The organism is Streptomyces sp. NPDC030143, assembly GCF_055573695.1.
Genome location: NZ_JBVIAY010000036.1, coordinates 1 through 18,874, shown reverse-complemented (window position 1 = coordinate 18,874; position 18,874 = coordinate 1). Strand labels below are relative to the sequence as shown.

General features: G+C 73.2%; 16 protein-coding genes and 2 pseudogenes. 14 read left to right on the top strand and 4 right to left on the bottom strand.

The genetic code is table 11. From position 1 onward, the window contains the following. Positions 1-90: 90 nt before the first annotated feature. Complete coding sequence (locus tag ACZ4YY_RS35000) at positions 91-1,290, bottom strand: YncE family protein (RefSeq protein WP_468299101.1); 1,200 nt, start codon at positions 1,288-1,290, stop codon at positions 91-93. An 85-nt stretch (positions 1,291-1,375) separates the two neighbouring features. Between ACZ4YY_RS35000 and ACZ4YY_RS34995 the strand changes: the two genes are divergently transcribed. From ACZ4YY_RS34995 to ACZ4YY_RS34940, 12 genes are all read left to right on the top strand, one after another. Further along, the gene (locus ACZ4YY_RS34995; protein ID WP_468299099.1) at positions 1,376-2,353 is read left to right on the top strand and encodes an ABC transporter substrate-binding protein; all 978 of its coding nucleotides are present in this window, start codon (positions 1,376-1,378) and stop codon (positions 2,351-2,353) included. An 89-nt stretch (positions 2,354-2,442) separates the two neighbouring features. Next, a complete protein-coding gene (locus tag ACZ4YY_RS34990) occupies positions 2,443-3,597 on the top strand; it encodes a FecCD family ABC transporter permease (protein WP_468299097.1) in 1,155 nt (384 codons plus the stop codon). Continuing rightward, a complete protein-coding gene (locus ACZ4YY_RS34985; RefSeq protein WP_468299095.1) occupies positions 3,594-4,601 on the top strand; it encodes a FecCD family ABC transporter permease in 1,008 nt (335 codons plus the stop codon). Before ACZ4YY_RS34990 ends, ACZ4YY_RS34985 begins: the two co-directional genes overlap by 4 nt. Positions 4,602-4,621: 20 nt before the next feature. Beyond that, positions 4,622-5,443, top strand: coding sequence for an ABC transporter ATP-binding protein (locus ACZ4YY_RS34980; RefSeq protein ID WP_468299093.1), 822 nt, complete (start codon positions 4,622-4,624; stop codon positions 5,441-5,443). Between the two features lie 56 nt (positions 5,444-5,499). Then, a complete protein-coding gene (gene amiA, locus ACZ4YY_RS34975; protein ID WP_240797855.1) occupies positions 5,500-5,613 on the top strand; it encodes a streptamidine family RiPP in 114 nt (37 codons plus the stop codon). A gap of 93 nt (positions 5,614-5,706) precedes the next feature. Then, positions 5,707-6,561, top strand: coding sequence for a hypothetical protein (locus ACZ4YY_RS34970; protein ID WP_468299091.1), 855 nt, complete (start codon positions 5,707-5,709; stop codon positions 6,559-6,561). Beyond that, a complete protein-coding gene (locus ACZ4YY_RS34965) occupies positions 6,558-8,039 on the top strand; it encodes a CocE/NonD family hydrolase (protein WP_468299089.1) in 1,482 nt (493 codons plus the stop codon). Before ACZ4YY_RS34970 ends, ACZ4YY_RS34965 begins: the two co-directional genes overlap by 4 nt. Continuing rightward, positions 8,036-9,415: a YcaO-like family protein gene (locus ACZ4YY_RS34960; RefSeq protein WP_468299087.1), complete on the top strand. Its 1,380-nt coding sequence runs from the start codon at positions 8,036-8,038 to the stop codon at positions 9,413-9,415. The genes ACZ4YY_RS34965 and ACZ4YY_RS34960 overlap by 4 nt, the downstream gene beginning before the upstream one ends. 38 nt (positions 9,416-9,453) lie before the next feature. Next, a complete protein-coding gene (locus tag ACZ4YY_RS34955; protein ID WP_468299085.1) occupies positions 9,454-10,653 on the top strand; it encodes a nitroreductase family protein in 1,200 nt (399 codons plus the stop codon). Further along, on the top strand, positions 10,650-12,389 hold the full coding sequence (locus tag ACZ4YY_RS34950) for an ABC transporter ATP-binding protein/permease (protein ID WP_468299083.1): 1,740 nt from the start codon (positions 10,650-10,652) through the stop codon (positions 12,387-12,389). Before ACZ4YY_RS34955 ends, ACZ4YY_RS34950 begins: the two co-directional genes overlap by 4 nt. Continuing rightward, positions 12,386-14,143, top strand: a complete 1,758-nt coding sequence (locus tag ACZ4YY_RS34945; protein WP_468299081.1) for an ABC transporter ATP-binding protein — start codon at positions 12,386-12,388, stop codon at positions 14,141-14,143. The genes ACZ4YY_RS34950 and ACZ4YY_RS34945 overlap by 4 nt, the downstream gene beginning before the upstream one ends. A 343-nt stretch (positions 14,144-14,486) precedes the next feature. Further along, the gene (locus ACZ4YY_RS34940; RefSeq protein ID WP_468299080.1) at positions 14,487-14,708 is read left to right on the top strand and encodes an IS3 family transposase; all 222 of its coding nucleotides are present in this window, start codon (positions 14,487-14,489) and stop codon (positions 14,706-14,708) included. Positions 14,709-14,825: 117 nt separating this feature from the next. Here the strand turns inward: ACZ4YY_RS34940 and ACZ4YY_RS34935 are convergent, their stop codons facing one another. Then, the gene (locus tag ACZ4YY_RS34935; protein WP_468299078.1) at positions 14,826-15,818 is read right to left on the bottom strand and encodes a phosphotransferase family protein; all 993 of its coding nucleotides are present in this window, start codon (positions 15,816-15,818) and stop codon (positions 14,826-14,828) included. A gap of 109 nt (positions 15,819-15,927) precedes the next feature. Between ACZ4YY_RS34935 and ACZ4YY_RS34930 the strand changes: the two are divergent. Both ACZ4YY_RS34930 and ACZ4YY_RS34925 read left to right on the top strand, forming a co-directional pair. Then, positions 15,928-16,020, top strand: a pseudogene (locus ACZ4YY_RS34930) (nitroreductase family protein); the annotation flags it as partial. 228 nt (positions 16,021-16,248) lie between these two features. Beyond that, positions 16,249-16,638: a hypothetical protein gene (locus ACZ4YY_RS34925; RefSeq protein ID WP_468299076.1), complete on the top strand. Its 390-nt coding sequence runs from the start codon at positions 16,249-16,251 to the stop codon at positions 16,636-16,638. A gap of 269 nt (positions 16,639-16,907) precedes the next feature. Here ACZ4YY_RS34925 and ACZ4YY_RS34920 read toward each other — a convergent pair. Together ACZ4YY_RS34920 and ACZ4YY_RS34915 are read right to left on the bottom strand one after the other, a co-directional pair. Beyond that, positions 16,908-18,042 (bottom strand): annotated as a pseudogene (locus ACZ4YY_RS34920) (IS1380 family transposase); the annotation flags it as partial. A 79-nt stretch (positions 18,043-18,121) separates the two neighbouring features. Next, positions 18,122-18,691 carry a GNAT family N-acetyltransferase gene (locus ACZ4YY_RS34915; RefSeq protein ID WP_468299074.1) on the bottom strand — a complete coding sequence of 190 codons (570 nt, stop codon included), beginning with the start codon at positions 18,689-18,691 and terminating at the stop codon, positions 18,122-18,124. Positions 18,692-18,874: the final 183 nt, after the last annotated feature.

The following is an 18,874-nucleotide window of genomic DNA, read 5'->3' as shown; positions in this document are numbered from 1 at the left end:
CCTGCGTACCCCCGCACCGCGGGTCCGGCTGACCAGGTGCCGCGACGAGCACGTGGAACCCGCAGTCGCCACGGTGCCGAGAACACGCCGTCACCGGCCCACGGGATCGCCCTCGGCACCGTCGTCGTGGCTGCGCAGTGTCAGGTGGCCGCCGTGGTGCAGCGGTGTGCCGAGCCGCAGACGGGCCGCCTCGTGTCCCGTCTCCGCGTCGACGATGTGGACCTCGCCGTGACCGCCCCGGGTGACGGCGATCCAGTCGGAGCCCGGTGAGGCGGCCACCGCCCGGCGCTGGACGCCCTCCCAGGGGGTGCCGCCGCGACGCGGAGCGCCGTCCATGGCCCGCAGGGGAAACCGGCGGACGGTGCCGCCGGGGCCCAGGAGGACGAGTTCGTCGCCGTCGGGGTGGATGCGGGTGAAAGCGGTGTGACGCCGGGCGAGGGCCAGCCGGAAGACGAGTCCGGGGCCGAGTTCCGTGTGGAGCGTCCGGCCCGTTCCCAGGTCGTGGCGCCATGCCTGGTTGGTCCATTCCGGCCAGCGCAGCGGGTCCGGGTCGCCGCCGCGCAGCGTGCTCCACAGCGCCTGCCTGTGGGTGTCGAGCCGGAGGTACCAGCCCCGGGCGGGCGACCCCCAGGGGACGACCGCCTCGGCGGTGAGTGCGTCGCCCTTCCTCCGGGCCCGGTGCACTCCCTCGCCCGTGGCCGCGAACACGTCTCCCGTGCCGGGTACATGCGCGTCCCCGTGTCCGTCGTCCGGCAGCGGCAGGACGGCGTGCGGTGTGACCGGGGGGCAGCCGGGTGGAGCCGCGAGGAGGTCGGCGAACCGGTGGACGGCCAGCTCCCCGGGCTCTCGGTGCCGCAGCACGACCAGCGGATCGTCGCCGCCCAGCACCGTCACGCCCGGTTCGCCGGCGCGGGTGCGCACCCGCGTCGTGTCTCCGGTGGCCAGGTCGAGGACGGTCAGCAGGTCCGACCACGGTTCGGCGTTCTCGCCCAGTCCGGTGGTGACGGCCAGCCGGCGACCGGACGGGTCGCAGGCGAGGTGCTCGGCCGGCACGGCGACCGGGACCGCGCGTTCCACGAGCTTCTCGGCGAACGGATCGAGTATGAGCAGCTCCCCTCGACGGTCGTCGACGCAGGCCACCCGCCCGCCCGGCAGCGCCAGGAACCCGGCGTGCTCGGAGAGATGACGGCCGGTCAGGCTTCCCACGACGGTGCCGTCCGGCACGGTCAGCACATGGACGGATCCACCCACGTGGTCGGAGACGAGCAGAACGGGTGTGTCAGCGGGCATGTGTCCTCCAGAAACCGGCCTGGTGAAAACGATTATCATGTATCTTCGATGCGTTCCCGGTATCTGAGAAAGAGCGAGGGCATCGATGCTGCGCGCACCGTCGAGATTCGTCCGTGGTTGGATCGCCGCAGTGGTGGTGGCTTCCGTTCTGGTCGGCTGCGGCTCGTCGTCCGAAGAACCCGCGAGCGACAAGGCCAGGCCGACGGCGAAGACGGACGTCGGTGTCGAACCCATCAAGGCCTCCACGGAGTTGACCGACACCAACGGCGTCAAGGTTTCCCTGAAGAAGGAACCCGAGCGGATCGTCTGCCTGTTCGCACTCTGCGACGACATCCTGACCGAGCTGGGCATCGTCCCGACGGCCACCAACAGCGCGTTGCTCGCCCACCCGGACTTCCTGGGGCAGGAGAAGGCCAAGGAGGTCGACGTCATCCCCGGCGGATTCATCGCCCCGGAGGTGGAGGCGATCCTCTCCCACAAGCCCGACCTCGTGATCGGCCTGGGAGACACGCACGGCAAGCTCGCCCCGGCGCTCAAGGGCGCCACGACGTTCTGGGCCATGCAGCCCGAGACGTGGGAGGACAGTGTGGGGTACCTGCGTGACCTCGCCGCGCTCACCGGGCGCACCGCCGAGGGCGAGAAGGCCGAGAAGACCTTCCGGACCAAACTCGCCGCCGCCGAGAAGGCTCCCAGCGACAAGACCGCTCTCATCATCTACGGCGGTGACGAGAACTTCGGCGTCGCGACCCCGGAGTCCGACGTGGCCGCCAGCCTCTTCCCCAAGATCGCCGACTACCCGTGGAAGTCCCGTGGGGTGGAGGGCAGTTACAGTCTCGAAGAGATTCTCGCCCGGGACGTCGATGTGCTGTTCGTCGAGACCCTGAGCTTCGGCGACGCCGACGGCAAGCTGTCGGAGAAGCTGGCCGAGAACCCCCTCTGGGGCAAGATCCCGGCGGTGAAGAACGGCGACGTCCACGAGGTGAACTCGGAGGTGTGGGCCAAGGGGCGCGGCACCCGCTCCCTGGGCATCGTCCTCGACGAGGCCACGGCCGCCCTGCGGTGAGGACGCCCCTCTCGGCCCTTCTCCCGGCGCCCGCCACGGCGGGCGGACAGCGGGCGTCGCGCGTCACGCGGAGGGGGCAGCCGCTCCTGGTGGTCGTCCTGCTGGCCGTCTCCTCGGTCTGCGCACTCAGCCTCGGCACCCCCTACGTCCCACCGCACCGGCTGATCGCCGCGGTGCTGGACGGGGACACCACGCTCGCCGGGATCGTCGTCACCGAACTCCGCGTGCCCCGGCTGGTGCTGGCGCTCGTCGCCGGAGCCTGTCTGGGTGCGGCCGGGCTGGTGCTCCAGGAGGCGCTGCGCAATCCCCTGGCGGTGCCGGAGATGCTGGGCGTGTCGTCCGGTGCCGCGCTGGGGGTGGCCGCGCCGCTGGTGCTGAGCCTGTCACTGCCCGCCGCCGTCCAGCCGATGCTGGCCGTCGGGGGTGCCGCGCTCGGCGGCGGGCTCACGCTCCTGGCCGCCGGGCTCGGCCGTAGTCCGTCCGCGGTGCTGCTGACCGGCGCCGCGGTCGCCGCCGCGTTGCAGGCCGCGCTGCTCGTCCTGATGGTCATGGCCGACCAGTTGGACCTCCAGCTCATCTACCGTTACCTGCTCGGCTCCCTGTCCGCCCGGACCTGGGACGACGTGGCGGGTCTGTGGCCGTGGCTGCTCGTCGCGGCTCCCGCGCTCGTGCTGTGCGCGCCGGTGCTGTCGGTGATGCGGCTGGGCGACGAGGACGCCGCGGCGCTGGGTGTGCGCGCGCAGCGCGCCCGGCTGGCGGCACTGGCCATCGCGGTGGTGCTGATCGCTCCGGTGACGGCCGTGTGCGGACCCGTCGCGTGGGTGGGCTTCCTCGCCCCGCACCTGGCCCGCTGGTTCGACCCCGCGGCGGGGGCGGTGCGCTGGCTCCCGTGGTCCGCGGCCTGGGGCGCGGTCGTCGTGGTCGTCGCCGACCTCCCGGCCCGGCTGGCGCTGGCGCCCGTGGAGACACCGGCCGGTGCGTGGACGGCCCTGGTGGGGGTGCCGGCCGGGGTCGCGCTGATGCGGTCGGGCGGCCGCGGCCGGGCGTCCCGGCGCCGGCCGGCCGCCTCGGCCGCGGTGCGCGAGCCGCTGCCCGGGCCGAGGAAGGCGGCTTCCGGTGCCGCGGACGACATCCCTCGCGCCGGGGCGTCGCACGGCGTCAACGCAGACGCGACCGGGCACGGCGGGCTCGACGACGGCTGCCCGCCCCCTTCCGGGGCGACCAGAACGGAGGACGTCCGGTGACCCGGCGATTCACGGCTCTCGCGGCACTGGCCGTCGTGTGCGCCGGTGTGGAACTGGTGGCCGGGCGCGGCATGTCCCCGGGTGTGGCCTGGGACGTCCTGATCGGTGGCGGTGACGCGACGGAGCGCCACATCCTGTTCCAACTGCGCCTGCCCAGGCTGCTGGTGGCTCTCGTCGCCGGTGCCTGTCTCGCCGTCGCGGGGCTGGTCCTGCAGTCCGCCCTGCGCAATCCCCTCGCCGGGCCGGAGGTGACGGGCGTGACCCCGGGGGCGGTGCTCGGAGCCGTCACCGCGACCGCCCTGGGGCTCGCCGGGTGGGACTCGCCCCTGGCCGTGGTCCTCGCCGCGTGCGCGGGCGGGTGCGCCGGAGCCGCGCTGCTGTGGCTGCTGGCCGGCCGCGGGCGCGGTGACCCCGCGCAGACCGCCGTGCACGGGGTGCTGGTGTCGGCGGTGCTCGGCGGGCTCACCGCCATGGTGCTCCTCGTGGAGCCGGGCGAACTGGGCAGCGTCGTCCAGTGGCTCGTGGGCACCACGGAGGGCCGGGTGTGGCAGCACTGGCACCTGCTGTGGCCGTGGGCCCTCGTCTGGGGGGTCGCGGCCTGGTTGTCGGCCGGACCGTTGACCCTGCTGCGCTGCGGGGACGACATCGCCCTGGCCGCCGGCCTCTCGGCTCGCCCGGCCCGGACCCTGGCCCTGCTGTGCGCGGTGGCGCTGACGGCGGGCGCGGTGGCCGCCGTCGGGGCGCTGGGCTTCGTGGGACTGCTCGTTCCACACCTGGCCGTGGCCGTCTTCGGTGCGGACCTGCGGGTGAGCCTGCCCGGCGCCGCCCTGGTGGGTGCGGTGGTGGTGTGCGGGGCGGACGCGGCGGCGCAGCTGTCCTCGCGGCTGCTGGCGGGGGCGCTGGATGCCGGACGGCTCACGCTGCCGGTCGGTGCGCTCACCGCCTGCCTCGGCGCCGCGTTGCTGCTGGTCGTCGTGCGCCGCACACCGAGCCGTACGTTCTGACGTCGAATCGAGGACAGAGCATGACCGAGTCCGTGGGGATCCACGTCGAGGGGGTCCACTTCGGCTATCCCGGGCGACCTGTGCTGCGGGGCGTCGACCTGACCGTGCGGCCGGGCGAACTGACGGCCCTCATCGGGCTGAACGGCTGCGGCAAGTCGACCCTGCTGCGGCTGGCCGCCGGGCTGCTGCAACCGGACGAAGGGCGCGTTCGACTCGGAGGGGACGACCTCTCCCGGCTGTCCCGGCGGGCCACGGCCCGGAGGGTGGCCCTGCTGCATCAGTCCGCTCCGGCCGTGCCGGGCATGACGGTGCGTCACCTCGTGCGCCAGGGGCGGTACGCGGCGCGCGGACCGCTGGGCATGCTGCGCGAGGGCGACGACCCCGTCGTGCACCGGGCGCTGCGGGACGTCGGGGTGGAGGGGTGGGCCGACCGTGACGTCGACGCGCTGTCCGGAGGCGAGCGGCAGCGGGTCCGGCTGGCGATGGCGCTCGCCCAGGACACGCGCGTCCTGCTGCTCGACGAGCCGACCACCTACCTGGATCTGCACCACCAGCTCGACGTGCTGCAGACGGTGGTCCGCCTGCGTCAGGAACGTGGGCTCACCGTGGTGATGGTGCTGCACGACCTGGCCCACGCGTCCCGGTTCGCCGAACGCGTCGTCGCCCTGCGCGACGGCCGTGTGGTGGCCGACGGAGCACCGGGCGAGGTGGTGACCCCGGGATTGCTGGCGGACGTGCTGAAGGTGGCGGGACGGGTCGGTCGGGACCCCGAGGGAGGCTGGCCGGTGTGTTACCCAGATCACCCCCTCCCAGATCTAGAATATGAAAATCAGATTCATTAACGTGTGTCGCGGCGCTCACTCGAACGCCGTAACTCCCGGATGTACAAGGAGAGTTCATGGACAACGAGCAGATCTTCACGCCGATCGCCGACCAGGGTCAGCTGGCCCACGCCTCGGCCTCCCACTCCAACGCGCTCGTCGAGAACCCCTTCGACGACAACGAGGAGTAAACGAGGGGGTCCAGCCACCCTCGACCGTGGGCCCGCCCGTTGCCTTCCGGGCGGGCCCACGCCCATCCCCCACCTTTCGTCAGGAGGATCGCCGTGTCCCGCAGCCGACTCGTCCCCGGTGTCGAGGTCGTCGCCGTGCCCGGGCGAGGGCTCGCCGTCCGGACCCAGGAAGGGGAGTTCTACAGCGTCAGGACAGGGAGTGCCGACGAGGACGTTCTGCTCTCCCGGCTCACCGGCGTGACAACGGGCCCGGTGGGCGAGGGACTCGATCATGTGGTGCGGGCGTTCGAGGAGGCAGGCTATCTGGCGGAAGGGCCGCAGGACTCGCAGTGGCCCGCCGCTCGCCGGGACGTCCGGATCCTCGGCGACCCGGTACTGACCGCACCGCTCGCCGCGCAGCTGGCCGCCCTGGGCGCCCGGCCCCTCACGACTGAGGCCGTCACCGCCTCGGGCGGACCACCGGTGGGCGTCGAGGACCTGCTCGACTCAGACCCCTCCGCGGTCGTGTGGTGCCTCGACGGACCCGTGCCGGACGGACTGTGGGACGCCGCCGACACCCTGCCCGACCACGGCGTCGCGTGGCTGCGCTGCCACCGCGAGGGCTGGCAGGCGTACGTCGAGCCGGTGGCCGCCGCTCCCGGAGACGTCACCTCTGCGCACGTCCGATCCCGCCGCCTCGCCGCCACCCCCGCCCACCGCGAACTGGCCGCGTACTGGAGCGGACCTCGTACCTCCGGCGCGCCGGTCCAGCTCGCCCCGCCCGCGGCCACGCTGCTCGCGGCGCTGCTCGCGGACGATCTCGGCCGGTGGGCCACCGGCGCCCCGGACACGGCCGGTCTCCCGGCCCGTCGCCGGCTCCGCCGCGTGGACCTGCGCACGCTGACGGTCACCGAGCACCCCGTCCTCCCGGTGCCCGACGTCGCACCGATGCCGGAGAAGGACGGATGACAGCGTCCGACGCGATCGTGGAGGAACTCGCCACCGACGTGCTCCTCCCGGCCGGCGACGGCCCCTTCCCGGCCGTCCTGGTGCGCACTCCCTACGACCGGACGCGGCACCGGGCGGAGGCGCGCGGCTGGGCCCGCCGCGGATTCGCCGCCGTCGTCCAGGACGTGCGCGGCCGGTTCGCGTCACCGGGAGAGTGGCACCCCTACGCGAACGAAGCCACCGGCGGCGCGGCGGCCGTCCGCTGGATCCGGCGGCAGCCGTGGAGCGACGGCCGGCTGGTGGCCGTCGGCGCCTCCTACGCGGCCCACTGCGCCCTCGTCCTCGCCCTCGACGTGCCCGAGGACGCCCGGCCCGACGCCGTCCTCGCGGCCGTACCCGCCCTCGGCCCGGCGGAGACGGCACGCGAGGCGTCCGGCGTGGAGCGGCTGCTGTCCCGCGCCGGATGGTGGGCCGCCCACGGTGACCGACCGGACTCGGACGAGAGCGCGCTGGACAAGGCCCTCGCGGCGGACCCCGGCCTCCTCACCCATCTGCCGCTCACCGGCCTCCCCGAACGGCTGGGCCGCCGGCTGCCCTCCTGGGCGGGCCTGTGGCGGCACCACGACCGCGGGCGCCTGATCGCGCGGGCGGCGCACGCCGCCGTGCCCCTGCTCGCGGTGGGCGGCCACCACGACCACTTCACCGAGGACACCGTCGCACTGTGGCACGCCTGGGGCGGACCCTCGGCGCGGCTGCTGCTGGGCCCCTGGGGCCACGGCCTCGGTTCCACACCAGGCCCCGACGCCGGCCCGGCCCACCGGGTGAACCTCGGCGACCTGTACGTGCGCTGGACCCGCCGCGCCCTGGCCGGCGAACTGGCCCCCGGCCGCCGTGGCTCACAGGCGCTCGGCGGGGCCGATCTGTGGCTGCCCGCGGGTACGGAGGGCGAACCGCGCACCCGACGGCCGCGGCTGCTGCACGGGGCCGCGTTCACCGCCGATCCCGGCCGACCCGTCCGCTCCGACGACCTGACCGTCCCCACCGACGGCCTGCCCGACCGCTGCCTGCTGGTCACCCCGCCGCTCCCGCGCCCGCTCGACGTGGTCGGCCCCGTGAGCGTGCACCTGCGGGCCACGGCCCACACACCGTCCGCCGACTGGTCCGCTCGGCTCGTCGCCCTCACACCGGAAGGGGTCGCCGAGAGACTCGCCGTCGGAATCGTCCGGCGTGACGAACGGGCAGGCCGCGAGGCCGCGTTCACCGTCGGCCTCGGACGGATCGCGCGTCGGCTGAACGCCGGCACCCGGCTGCGCCTGGAGATCGCCGGGCACCACTTCCCGGCCCACGCCCGCAACCCGCACACCGGGGAGGATCCGGTGACGGCCGGCCGGCTGCACGCCTCCCGGCGCGAGATCGATCCGGACAGCGTGGTGCTGAGCCTGCCCGTGCTCCCGTCCCGCCCCACCCCTGTCGACCCCGCGGAGGAGATCCTGAGATGACGACGCTGTCGCTGGAAGCACTCGTCGACCCCGTCTGCGGCATCGTCCGCAAGGTCGAGCCCGTCGCGCACCCCACGGGCGCCCCGCCCCGCTACACCGCGCTCACGGCCGAGATATCCGACGCCCGCAGACACGGCCTGTGGCCCGCCGACCGGGTCTCCCTCGGCACCACCTTCGGCGACCCCGGCCAAGCCCGAGTCGCCGCGATAGCCGAAGGGGTGGAGCGGTACTGCGGCAACCGCGTTCCGCCGCCCGGCCACCCCGACGCCCCCGTGCGCGCCACGGCCGCCGAACTGGCCGACAAGGGCCTGCGGCTCTACGGCCCGGGGGACCTGCCCGCGTACGCCGACTGGCAGTACGCCCGGGAGAAGTTCCCCTACCGCCCCCTCACCCCCGACACCCCGTCCCTGTGGACGCGCGGCACCGAACTGCTGCCCGGCGGACGCACGACGGACGTCTGGGCGCCCGTCGCGCTCACCCACCTCAACTGGCGCCAGGGCGAACTGCGCGAGCTGCCCCGCACCCACCACCTCAACTACGCCGGGATCGCCACGGGACAGGGTCTCGACGACGCCGTCGAACGCGGCCTGCTGGAGATCGTCGAACGCGACGCCCTGGAACTGTGGTGGCATCTGGACGGCCCGGCCCGCGGCATCGACCCGGCGAGCGTGCCCGGCCTCGCCGACGACCTCGCCGGTTCCGCGTTCGACGTCCACATCGTCGAGATGTACTCGGAGTTCGCCCCCTGCATGGCCGCGCTCGTGCACGACCCGCGCCTCGGCCTGTACGCAGCTGGGTTCGCCTGCAAGTACGACCCGGCCGAGGCTGCCCGCAAGGCCGTCCTGGAAGCCGTCCACACCTGGGTCTTCACCCAGGGCCTGACCGGCTCCGGCGGCTGGGTGTTCCAGGCCGTGGAGGCCGGGCTGCTCGCCCGCGGGCTGTACCTGGACCACCGGGCCGACGGCCGCTATCTCGATGTGTGCGGCGAGCAGTTCGAGCACGTGAGGGACCTGGGCGCCCACGTGCAGGTGTGGCTGGACGAGAGGATGGCCGCCGAGGCCAGGCGGTTCACCGAGCCGGCGTTCGGGACCGTGTCCCTCGACGAGGCCGAACGCGGCAGCCGGCAGCGGCTGGACAGCACGCTGCACGCGGGCGGCCACCGTGTCATGACCTTCGACCTCACCACGGAGGACGTGGCCGAGACCCCCCTGCGCGTCGCCCGGGTGCTCGTCTCCGGGCTGCTGCCCAACGCCCCGGCCGCCTTCGGCTACTTCGGCTGCCCGCGGCTCGCCGAGGCCGCCGTCGCCCGAGGGTGGCGCACGAGCCCGCCGAGCGCGCCGGAGGACTTCACGCTGGCGCCTCCGCCGCACATGTGAGGGCCGCACCCGTGAAAAAGGTTTGCGAGGACCGCCCGGTGGACCTCGTCGCCGCCCTCGCTCGCGCACGCTCCCCGGAGCCGCCCGGACCCGACACACCCGCCGGGGCAGTGGTCCGGGCCTGGCCCGGACCGCCGCGCCCCCTCCCGCCGGCCGGCCCGGCCGACCTCGACCTGGGGGCCCTGCTGCGCCACTCGCTGTCCGCGGCGGACGACTCCGGACGCCTCAGGCCCGTGTCCTCCGCCGGTGCACTGCACCCGGTGGACGCCGAACTGTACGTGGGCGCGGGCTGCTCCCTGCCGCCCGGCCGCTACGGCTACGACCCGCTGCGGCACCGCGTCCACCGCCTCGGCCGGCAACCCGAGGGCACACCGCCCGGCGTGACCGCCGAACTCTCCGTCACCGCACGGCGCACGGTCTCCCACTACGGCCACCGCGCCTGGCCGCTGCTGCTGCTGGACACCGGGCACGCCGCCGCGGCCCTGTTCCTCGCGGCCCGCGCGCTGGGCACGGACGAGCCCCAGGTACGGCTGGACGGTCTCGCCGAGAGCCCACTGGCCGCCGTGCACGTCCCGCCGCCCGGCGGGCGGGGCGGCCCCGTGCACCAGGAGGGCGGGCGGGGACAGCCGCACCCGGACGGCGGCGCCCGCGTCCTGGACCCGCCGGGGGGCCCGGCCACCCCCGCCGAACTGCTGGCGCGCCGCAGTACCCCACCGCCTCTGCCGGGCGCCCCGTCCCAGGACGCGCTGCTGGCGGTCCTCACCACTGCGGAACGGGCGGGCACCGGCGCGCCGCGGGAGGTCCTCACGACCGCCGCTCGGCCGGGCGGCGGCGACCTGCGCTGGTGCGCGGCGGTGGGCCCGCCACGACCCGCCCTGATGGCGCTGTCCGCCGATGGCACGACCCTGCGGCGGCACGCGGCGGGAGAGGCCCGCCCGACCCTCGCGGCCTGGGCCGCGGGCCAGGCGTGGATCGCGGACGCGGGCGCCGTCCTGCTCGCCCACGGCTGCCCCGCGGACGCCGACGCCGTGCACATCCGCCGCGCCCACCTGCGGGCCGGCTTCGCCGTCCACCTGGCCCATGTCACCGCCCTGCGCCACGGGCTGGCGGCTCGGCCCGTCGGCTCGTGGCAGCAGGCGGACCTCGGCGCCGCCCTCGGCGCCGCCCCGGGCCGGGACTGGGTCGTCCACGCACTGGCCCTCGGCACCCGCCACGCCGACGAGGAGAACACCACGTGATCGTCCACCCCGAGCTGCTCCGCGCTGCCCGGGGCGCCCGGCGCCCCCTGCTCGCGTCCACCTTCCTGCAGGGCGCCGTCACCCTGACCCACCTGGCGCAGGCCGCACTGCTGGCCCTCGCGCTCGCCCACCTGGCCCGCGGCGACACCGGCCTGCTTCCGTGGCTGCTGGCTGCGGTGCTCGCCGTCGTCGCCGCCCGCGCCGGGCTCGCCCTGTGGCAACGGCGCACCGCCACCCGTGCCGGGGCCCGGGTCAGGGTGGCCCTGCGGGACGAACTCCTCACCCACCTGGGCCGGCTGGGGCCCGCCCACCTGACCACCGCGAGGGCCGGAGCCGTCCGCACCACCCTCGTCGACGGGGTGGAGGGCGTCGACGCCTATGTCTCCCGCTACCTGCCCCAGCTGCTGATCACCCTCACCGTGCCGCCCCTGGTGCTGGCCGCCCTGGCCGTGGTCGAACCGTGGGCACTCCTCGGCCTCGTCCCCGCCCTGCTGCTCGCCCTGGCCGGTCCGCGCGCCTGGGACCGGCTCCTGGCTGCCCGCGGCAAGGAGCACTGGGACACCTACGAAGGGCTCGGCGCCGACTACCTGGAGGCGCTCCAGGGCATGCCCGCCCTCCGTGCCGCCGGCGCCGTCGGGCGCACCCGCGCACGCCTGGAGGAGCGGTCCGCCGCGCTGCACCGGGCGACCGTCGCCAAACTGAGGGTGTCCCTGGTCGACACCGCCATCACCGACCTCGCCATCCAGGGCGGCACGGCCGCGGCCGCGCTCCTGGCGTGCTGGTCGGCCGTCACCGGATCCACCACGGCGACCGGCACCTATCTGATGCTGCTGCTGGCCTCCGAGTGCTTCCGGCCGGTCCGCGACCTGGCCCGCGAATGGCACGCCGGATACCTGGGCGTGTCGGCCGCGGACGGCCTCGCGGCCCTGCGCACCGCCAAGCCGGCCGTCCCGGACACCGGAGAGGCCCCCACTCACTGGACGACCCCGCCCGAAGTGCGCTTCGACAACGTCCGGTTCGCCTACGACGGCACACGGGCGCCGGCCCTCGACGGCGTCTCCTTCAGCGCGCAGGCGGGACGGACGACGGCGATCGTCGGCCCTTCCGGCGCGGGCAAATCCACGCTGCTGGCTCTGCTCCTGCGGCACCACGACCCGCAGGAGGGCAGGATCACGCTCGACGGGCGCCCCACGACCGAGTACACCCTCGACTCGCTGCGGCAGGGCATCGCCGTCGTGTCGCAGGAGACGTACCTCTTTCACGCCAGCATCGCCGACAACCTGCGCCTGGCCCTGCCCGGCGCCACGGACGACGACCTGACCCGGGCAGCACGCGTCGCAGGAGTCCACGACGAGATAGCCGCCCTCCCCGACGGCTACGCCACCGTCCTCGGTGAGCGCGGCGCCACCCTCTCGGGTGGCCAGCGCCAGCGTCTCGCCCTTGCGCGCGCCCTGCTCGCGGACGCCCCGGTGCTGGTGCTCGACGAGGCCACGAGCGCGGTCGACGAGCGCCGCGAAGCGGACATCCTCCGGGAGCTGATGAACGCCGCGAGCGGCCGGACCGTCCTGGTGGTCGCTCACCGGCTGGCCGCCGTCCGGCACGCCGACCGCATCGTCGTCCTCGACGAAGGACGGGTGGACGCCGTCGGCGAGCACGCCGGCCTGGTCGAGGCCGGCGGCGTCTACGCGCGGCTCGTCGACGCCGGCCGCGCCCACCGAGGAGAACTCGCCGTATGAGCACCGCCACCGCCGCCACCGCCCCCTCCGAAGCGGACGTACCCGCGCGAGGCGCACTGCGGGCCCTCCTCCCCGCCCTCGCCGCTCACCCCGCCATGACGGCCCGCACCTGCGCCGCCGCCCTCCTCGAACAGGGCTCCCTCGTCGCGCTGGTCACCCTGGCCGCGCACACTGTGGGTACCGCCGTCATCGAAGGGCGCGCCCCCTCGGCCGCCACCGTCACCGCGCTGGTCGCCCTGGTCCTCGTCCGCGCCCTGACGACCTGGCGGGAGATGGACCTCTCGCACGACCTGGCCTACCGGGTGCTGGCCGTACTGCGGGTGCGCGTCTTCGACGGCCTCGCCCGCAGCGCGCCCGCCCGCATCGCGGGCCGGCGCAGCGGCGACCTCGCCGCCACCGCCATGGCCGACGTGGAGGCGCTGGAATTCCTCTACGCCCACACCACCGCCCAACTGCTGGCGTCGGGGACGATGTTCACCGGCGGCTCCCTGGTCCTCGCCGTGGTGGAACCGTGGCTGCTGGCGGCCGTGCTCCCGGTCGCGACCCTGCTCGTCGCGGCGCCCTTCGCCGACGCGGGCGGGCGCGCGGTACGCGGCGGCCGCACCCGGACGGCCGCGGCGAGGCTGTCTGCCGACACGGTGGAGACCGTCGACGGGCTGCGCGAACTGCTCGCCTTCGGCCGGCTCGCGGAGCGCCGCCGCCTGCTGGCGAAGCGGGGACGGCAGCTGGGCGACGCCCAGCGCGCCGAGGCCACCTGGGAGGCGGTCGCCGCATCGGTCCGCGACCTGCTCATCGTGGCCGCCGTCCTCGGCGTGGTCACCGCGGCGGCGCAGTCCGTGACCTCCGGGCGGCTGCACGGCGCATGGGCCCCGGCGGCGATGGCCCTGGCCCTGTCCGTTCTCGGTCCGGTCGCGGAGTCGGCCCGTGCCCTGAGCCAGGCCGTGGCACTGCGCGCCGCCGCCGCCCGCGTCGGCGCGGCCGTCAAGGCTGCCGCTCTCGCCCCGCCGCCCTCCGCTCCCCGTCCCCTGCCGCCCGGTCCGTTGGGTGTCCGGCTGCACGGCGTGCGGTTCGACTACGGTGGACAGCCCGTGCTGGACGGCGTCGACCTGACCGTCCCTCCGGGTCGGACACTCGCCCTGGTCGGCGTCTCGGGAGCCGGCAAGTCGACCTGCGCCCACCTACTGGCCCGGTTCTGGGACCCCTCCCAGGGAGCGGTCCAGCTGGTGTCCGCCCACGGCGACGCCGTGGACATCCGGGACGTGAGCGACCCCGAACTGCGGCGGGCGGTCGTCCTCGTGGGACAGGAGACACCCCTCTTCCACGGCACTCTCGCCGAGAACCTGCGGCTCGCCGCACCCGAAGCGGACGACGACCTGCTCGCCACGGCAGCGCGCCGGTGCGGCGTCGACCGGATCGCCGCGATGGACACCCTCGTCGGGGAGCGCGGCGCAACGCTCTCGGGAGGACAGCGGGCCCGCATAGCCCTCGCCCGCGCGCTGCTGGTACGCCCGCGCGTCCTCGTCCTCGACGAGTCCACCGCCCACCTGGACAACACCGGCGACGCCCAGCTCGCCACCGCGCTGCGGGAGGAGGGCCGCACCACGATCGTCATCGCCCACCGGCCGGCCACCATCCGCCGTGCCGACCGCATCGCAGTCCTGGAGAAGGGCCGCATCACGGAAGAGGGAACGTGGGAGGACCTCACCAGCCGCCCCGGCAGCGCGCTCAACCGCGTACTCTCCACCCCCTCCTGAGCACGGGACGTCGCCCAGGGGCCCGGGCAGGGGGAGGCTTGAGGGCGCGTCACCTGGAAGGACTCCTCCCGGACGAACGTCGCAACGACGGTCGGTACGGGGAGCAGCAGCAGGCTGCCGAACGCCATCGCGTAACCCGTGATGCCCCACTGCCGGCTGCCGTCGCTGAAGCCGAGGCCTGGCCAGCCGCGAAGTCACCCCCGGGGAGCTCATCCACCACGCGGACCACGGCACCCTGCCCTGAACAGTCGTGTTGTGAGTTTCACAAGGGAGTGTCGGGATTCAGGCGTCCATGGGCTCGGTCGGCGACTCGTTCGGCAATGCCCTCGCGGAGAACCTGTGGATGGTCATCAAGACTGAGTGCATCCGCGGCCGGTTCTTCGCCACCCGGGCCGAAGCGAACCTCGCGCTCTTCGAGTACATCGACGGTTTCCACAACCCCCGCCGCATCCAGAAACGGCTCGGCCACCTCAGCCCGATCGCATACGAGGAGAAGCACTACGCCTACCGGGCAGCGACCGAACAAGTGAACCTGAAACCACGTCAACCCGTCCTGACCTGCTAGTCAGCCACTTCCGCGCAGCGGGGGAACCTCACATCGGCACCGGCGGACCACCACCTGTTCTTCATAGGCGAGTTCTCCGGTGCTCCGGTTGCGGCGGCACTTGGCTCTCCCTCGGACCTACTCCAGCGCCCGGAGCCGGGTGATGGCGCCGGCAAGGGTGTGGCCGCAGAACGCCAGGTGGTCGGCACCGTATCCGCGAGGGCCGCATTCGACGACGAGCAACAGGCCCAAGTAGAGGTGGTAGAGCGCGAGCCGGTGCCGGAAGGCAGGCGTGAAGTCGAATCTGCCGCCGGCGTTGCTGTAGCCAGCGACAAGGTCGCTGTCCGGGCCGGCGTCGCCGCCGAAGGCCAGGGAGACCAGCTCGGCGGCCGGGTCGCCCCAGAACGCCCGCTCGTGGTCGATGAGTCCAGTGATTCGGGGCCGTGCCCCGTCCCTGGTGACGTCGACGAAGATGTTGCCGGGCCACAGGTCGAAGTGGACCAGCCGGGGCTCGGTGACCTCGTCGAGCGCATAGCCCCCTTCGGCCACCAGGGTCCGTATCTCGGCGGGCGGCACACCGAGCGGGGACTGCCAGCGCTCGGCGTCGTCGAGGAGCGCGTCCACCATGGCAGTGAAGGCCGTACGCCAGTCGGCTGCGGACAGCCCGGACTCGGCCGCCGGATAGCCGAACCGGCCGTTCCCCGGGGCCAGGGTGTGCAGTCGTGCGGTGATCGCACCGAGTTCGCAGCGCAGCGCCGCCTGGGCGGCGGGCGACAGGCAGTCCGCCGCCTTGTCCCACGAGGTGCCCTCCAGGACGGACACGGCCAGGAACTCCTCGCCCGCGTACAGCAGGGCGGGCGTCGGCACACTGTCTTCGGGAAGAGCCTCGATACGCCGGTAGACCATGGCTTCCGTGGCCATGATGCCGCGTTCGTAGCGCAGGACCGCGACATCAGCCGGCGGGGCGAGTTTGACAACGGCGGGTCGGCCGTCGTCAAGAACGACGCGGTAGGCGGTGTTGAACCAGCCGTCGGTCAGTTCGGACTCAAGACGGCAGCCGATTCCGGTGGATGCGCGCAGCAGGGCGTCGAGTTCACCCGGGGACACACGGCGCTTGGTCTGACTCTGCATGGAGGCAACACTTTCGGATGGTCCGAAGTCGGACAGCAAGAGAGCTGGGAGCGCTCCCATAATCTCGATCAGGTGCGACTCCGTCCAGAGGGATTCGCGGCCGGAAGCTGTCACGCTGACGCGCCGGCACGTCGATGACACGCAGCTGTTCCACTCCGAGTTTGCGGACCACGACCTCGGCCAGGCCATCGCCCGCATGACCAGCCGAGTCGTGATCATTGAGCGGCCCGGGTGAGATCCTTCATCCGGATCATCTCAGACGGAGTGAGCGCACCCGGGGGCGGCCGGGCTGATGGGTGCAAGGGTGCAAGGGTGCAACCAGGCGGTACGCCCTCGCGAGGGAGTCCACGTCGTTGTCAGAAAACGATCTTGGACGTCCTCGTTCTCGTCTCCGCAGGCACCCCTTGGACCACACCACCAGGAGGAACCAGTGTCATACCCGCATCTGCTCACCCCCGCGGAGAAGCTCGCCGACGCGAAGAAGCTGTTGAGCCTCCCGCGTATCGTCGTGATCTGCGGCTCCACCCGCTTCAATGCCGAGATGAACGAGGCCGATCTGCGAGAGACCAAAGCCGGAAAGATCGTCGTCAAACCGGGCATTGACATGAAGTCGCCGCACGAACTGTGGTCCGATCCTGCCGAGGCCGAGGCGCTGAAGGTTCGACTCGACGATCTGCACCGGGCGAAGATCCGGCTCGCTGATGAGGTGCTCGTAGTCGGCGACTACATCGGAGACAGCACCCGAGCCGAAATCGCCTACGCCCGGTCGCTGGGCAAGCCCGTGCGGTTCACGCACCCCGAAGTCGCCCCTGACGCCTGACCACCCGCTGCCACCTCGACAACGAGGGCCGGCAGCCCGCCGCCTGACCGCCTCGCGGTGGCTTCGGCCGCCACCCTCCGCAGGCATCCCTTGGAATTGATCATCTAGCCTCGATCTTGCGTAACGGTCTGCCGACAGAGTCGGCGGACCGTTTTGCATTCTTACGGGGTGATGGACAGGCCGATGGCCCGACTCTCGTGTCGGATGGGCGCCGGGTTCCACGGGTCCGGGTGTGGAAGTGCTGTCGAAGGGACGGGGGGATCCGCTGGTCAGTCGGGGCTCGGCAGTTGGGCGAGCCGTTCGAGTGCGGCCGTGATGTGGTTGGTCCACGGCCAGTGCCCGGCAAGGCGGACGATCCGTCGACGGCCAGTGGTGATGAGTTGTCCTGCCGCGGTGAACAGGCGGAGTCGCAAACGGCGGGGCTCCCAGCACCTGGCCTTGCCGGTCAGGCGAGCATGGGCATCCAGGCCAGCAGGTCGAGGGCGATCTGCACGATCTCGAGCCAGACCTGGTTCTGGGCGGTGTGGTGCAGAGGGAGGTTGCGCAGGCGGTGGCCCTGGCGGCCCGGATCCGGTCCTCGGCCCGGGCTCGCAGTCGGTGTCGCAGCTCGAGCTCGGCAATGGGCCGGCTGGTGGTGTTGGTGGCGAAACACGTGAGCCGCATGCCGTCGGCGTCGGTGAGCCTCAACTGGGCTCCCGGATGCGGCCGTTCCTTTCTCACGATCAGCCGCATGCCCGTCGGCCAGCCGTCCAGGATGTTGCCGGTGAGTTCGGCGACCCAGGCCCCGTCACGGATCTCGCCGTCCGCTTCGACGGCCGGTGTCCAGGCGGATGCTGGGACTTTCAGCACGTGCTGGTGGATCGTGTCGGTGATCACCATGCCGACGGAGTAGGACAGCCATCTGCCGCGCTGGGTGAGCCAGGCGAGGAAGTCCCGCGGAGTCGGTGCGGATGAGGGTCTGGCGCCACGCCGGTACTTCTTCGGGAGTTGGGCGAGGGCCTGGCGGGTGGTGGTGATGTGGTCGGCGGCGGTGTTCGAGCCCGCGTTGCCCGGTCTGAGCAGGGCCGCGACGGGTTCCCCGGTGCCGCCCGGTCCGTGGTCGACGAAGGCCATGAGGGGGTGGTGGCCGTAGGTCTTCTTCCAGGTCGGGGCGGCGTCCTCCTTGTCCGAATGCGCGATCACCAGCACTCCGTCCAAAACGATCGTCACGCGGCCCTCCTGGTCGGGAGCGTGTGAGCCGGCCAACGACCACATCCGGGAGCGGACTTGGGATCGTGCGGCCCGGATGGCCCGTAAGCTCTTCTCTCTGCTGGAGGCGAGGGTGCCGATGAGGCGGAAGACGGTCGGGTCGGAGGCCACGTGGCCGAAGACGGCCGGCTCGGCCCGGAGCATGGCGATGTCAGCCCCGGGTTCAAGGGCTGGTTGCTGTGGAGGGTAATGCCGCCGCCTCATGGAAGATCACGAACAGGAGGCGGCGTCGGGCTCAACCGCCTGATCGACGGCCAAGATCAGCGGACAGCGCCGCGTAGATGTACTCGCTGCCCCAGCGATCCCCGTCGAGGTCGTTCTCGACCAGGTGTGCCTCCCGACGCATCCCAAGACGCTCACAGACCCGCACAGATCCGGTGTTCTCCACGTCCAGCCGTGCGTAGAGCCGGTGCACGCCCAGCGTGTCGAAGGCAAACCCGGCCAGCGCTGCGGCCGCCTCGGTCGCGTAGCCGTGTCCCTGGTGACCTGGGTCGAGAGTCCAGCCGATCTCGGCCTGGGCCGCGCGGGCATCAGCCAGGGTGAGGCTCACCTCGCCAAGGAGGCCGGGCTCATCGCGTCGGCAGACAGCGAGCGCCAGCTTGTCCCCGTCGGCACGCCAGACCGTCTGCGCCGCGCGCTCGGCGGCAACCTGCCCGCTGCGCTCCCGCGTGTGCGCCGGCCGGTACAAGTAGCGTGCCACGCTCGACAGGCTCTGGTAGGCGTACAGGTCATCGGCGTCGTCAGGAGTGAACAGACGCAGCGACAACCGGGACGTGGCCAACGGCAGCAGCGGGACGATGTCCAACCGGACCTCCGGAGGCGGATGTGGATCAAGTTGCGGTCTGATTTTCGCATCACGGCTGCCCGGCAGCCACGCCTTTTCAAGAGCAGCGCTAGGTGTTGTCGTCAAATGTCACGCCCACATCAGCAGCGATGCGAGGGTGACGGCTGCTTGGTAGGACTCGGCGGTCTTGTCGTAGCGGGTGGC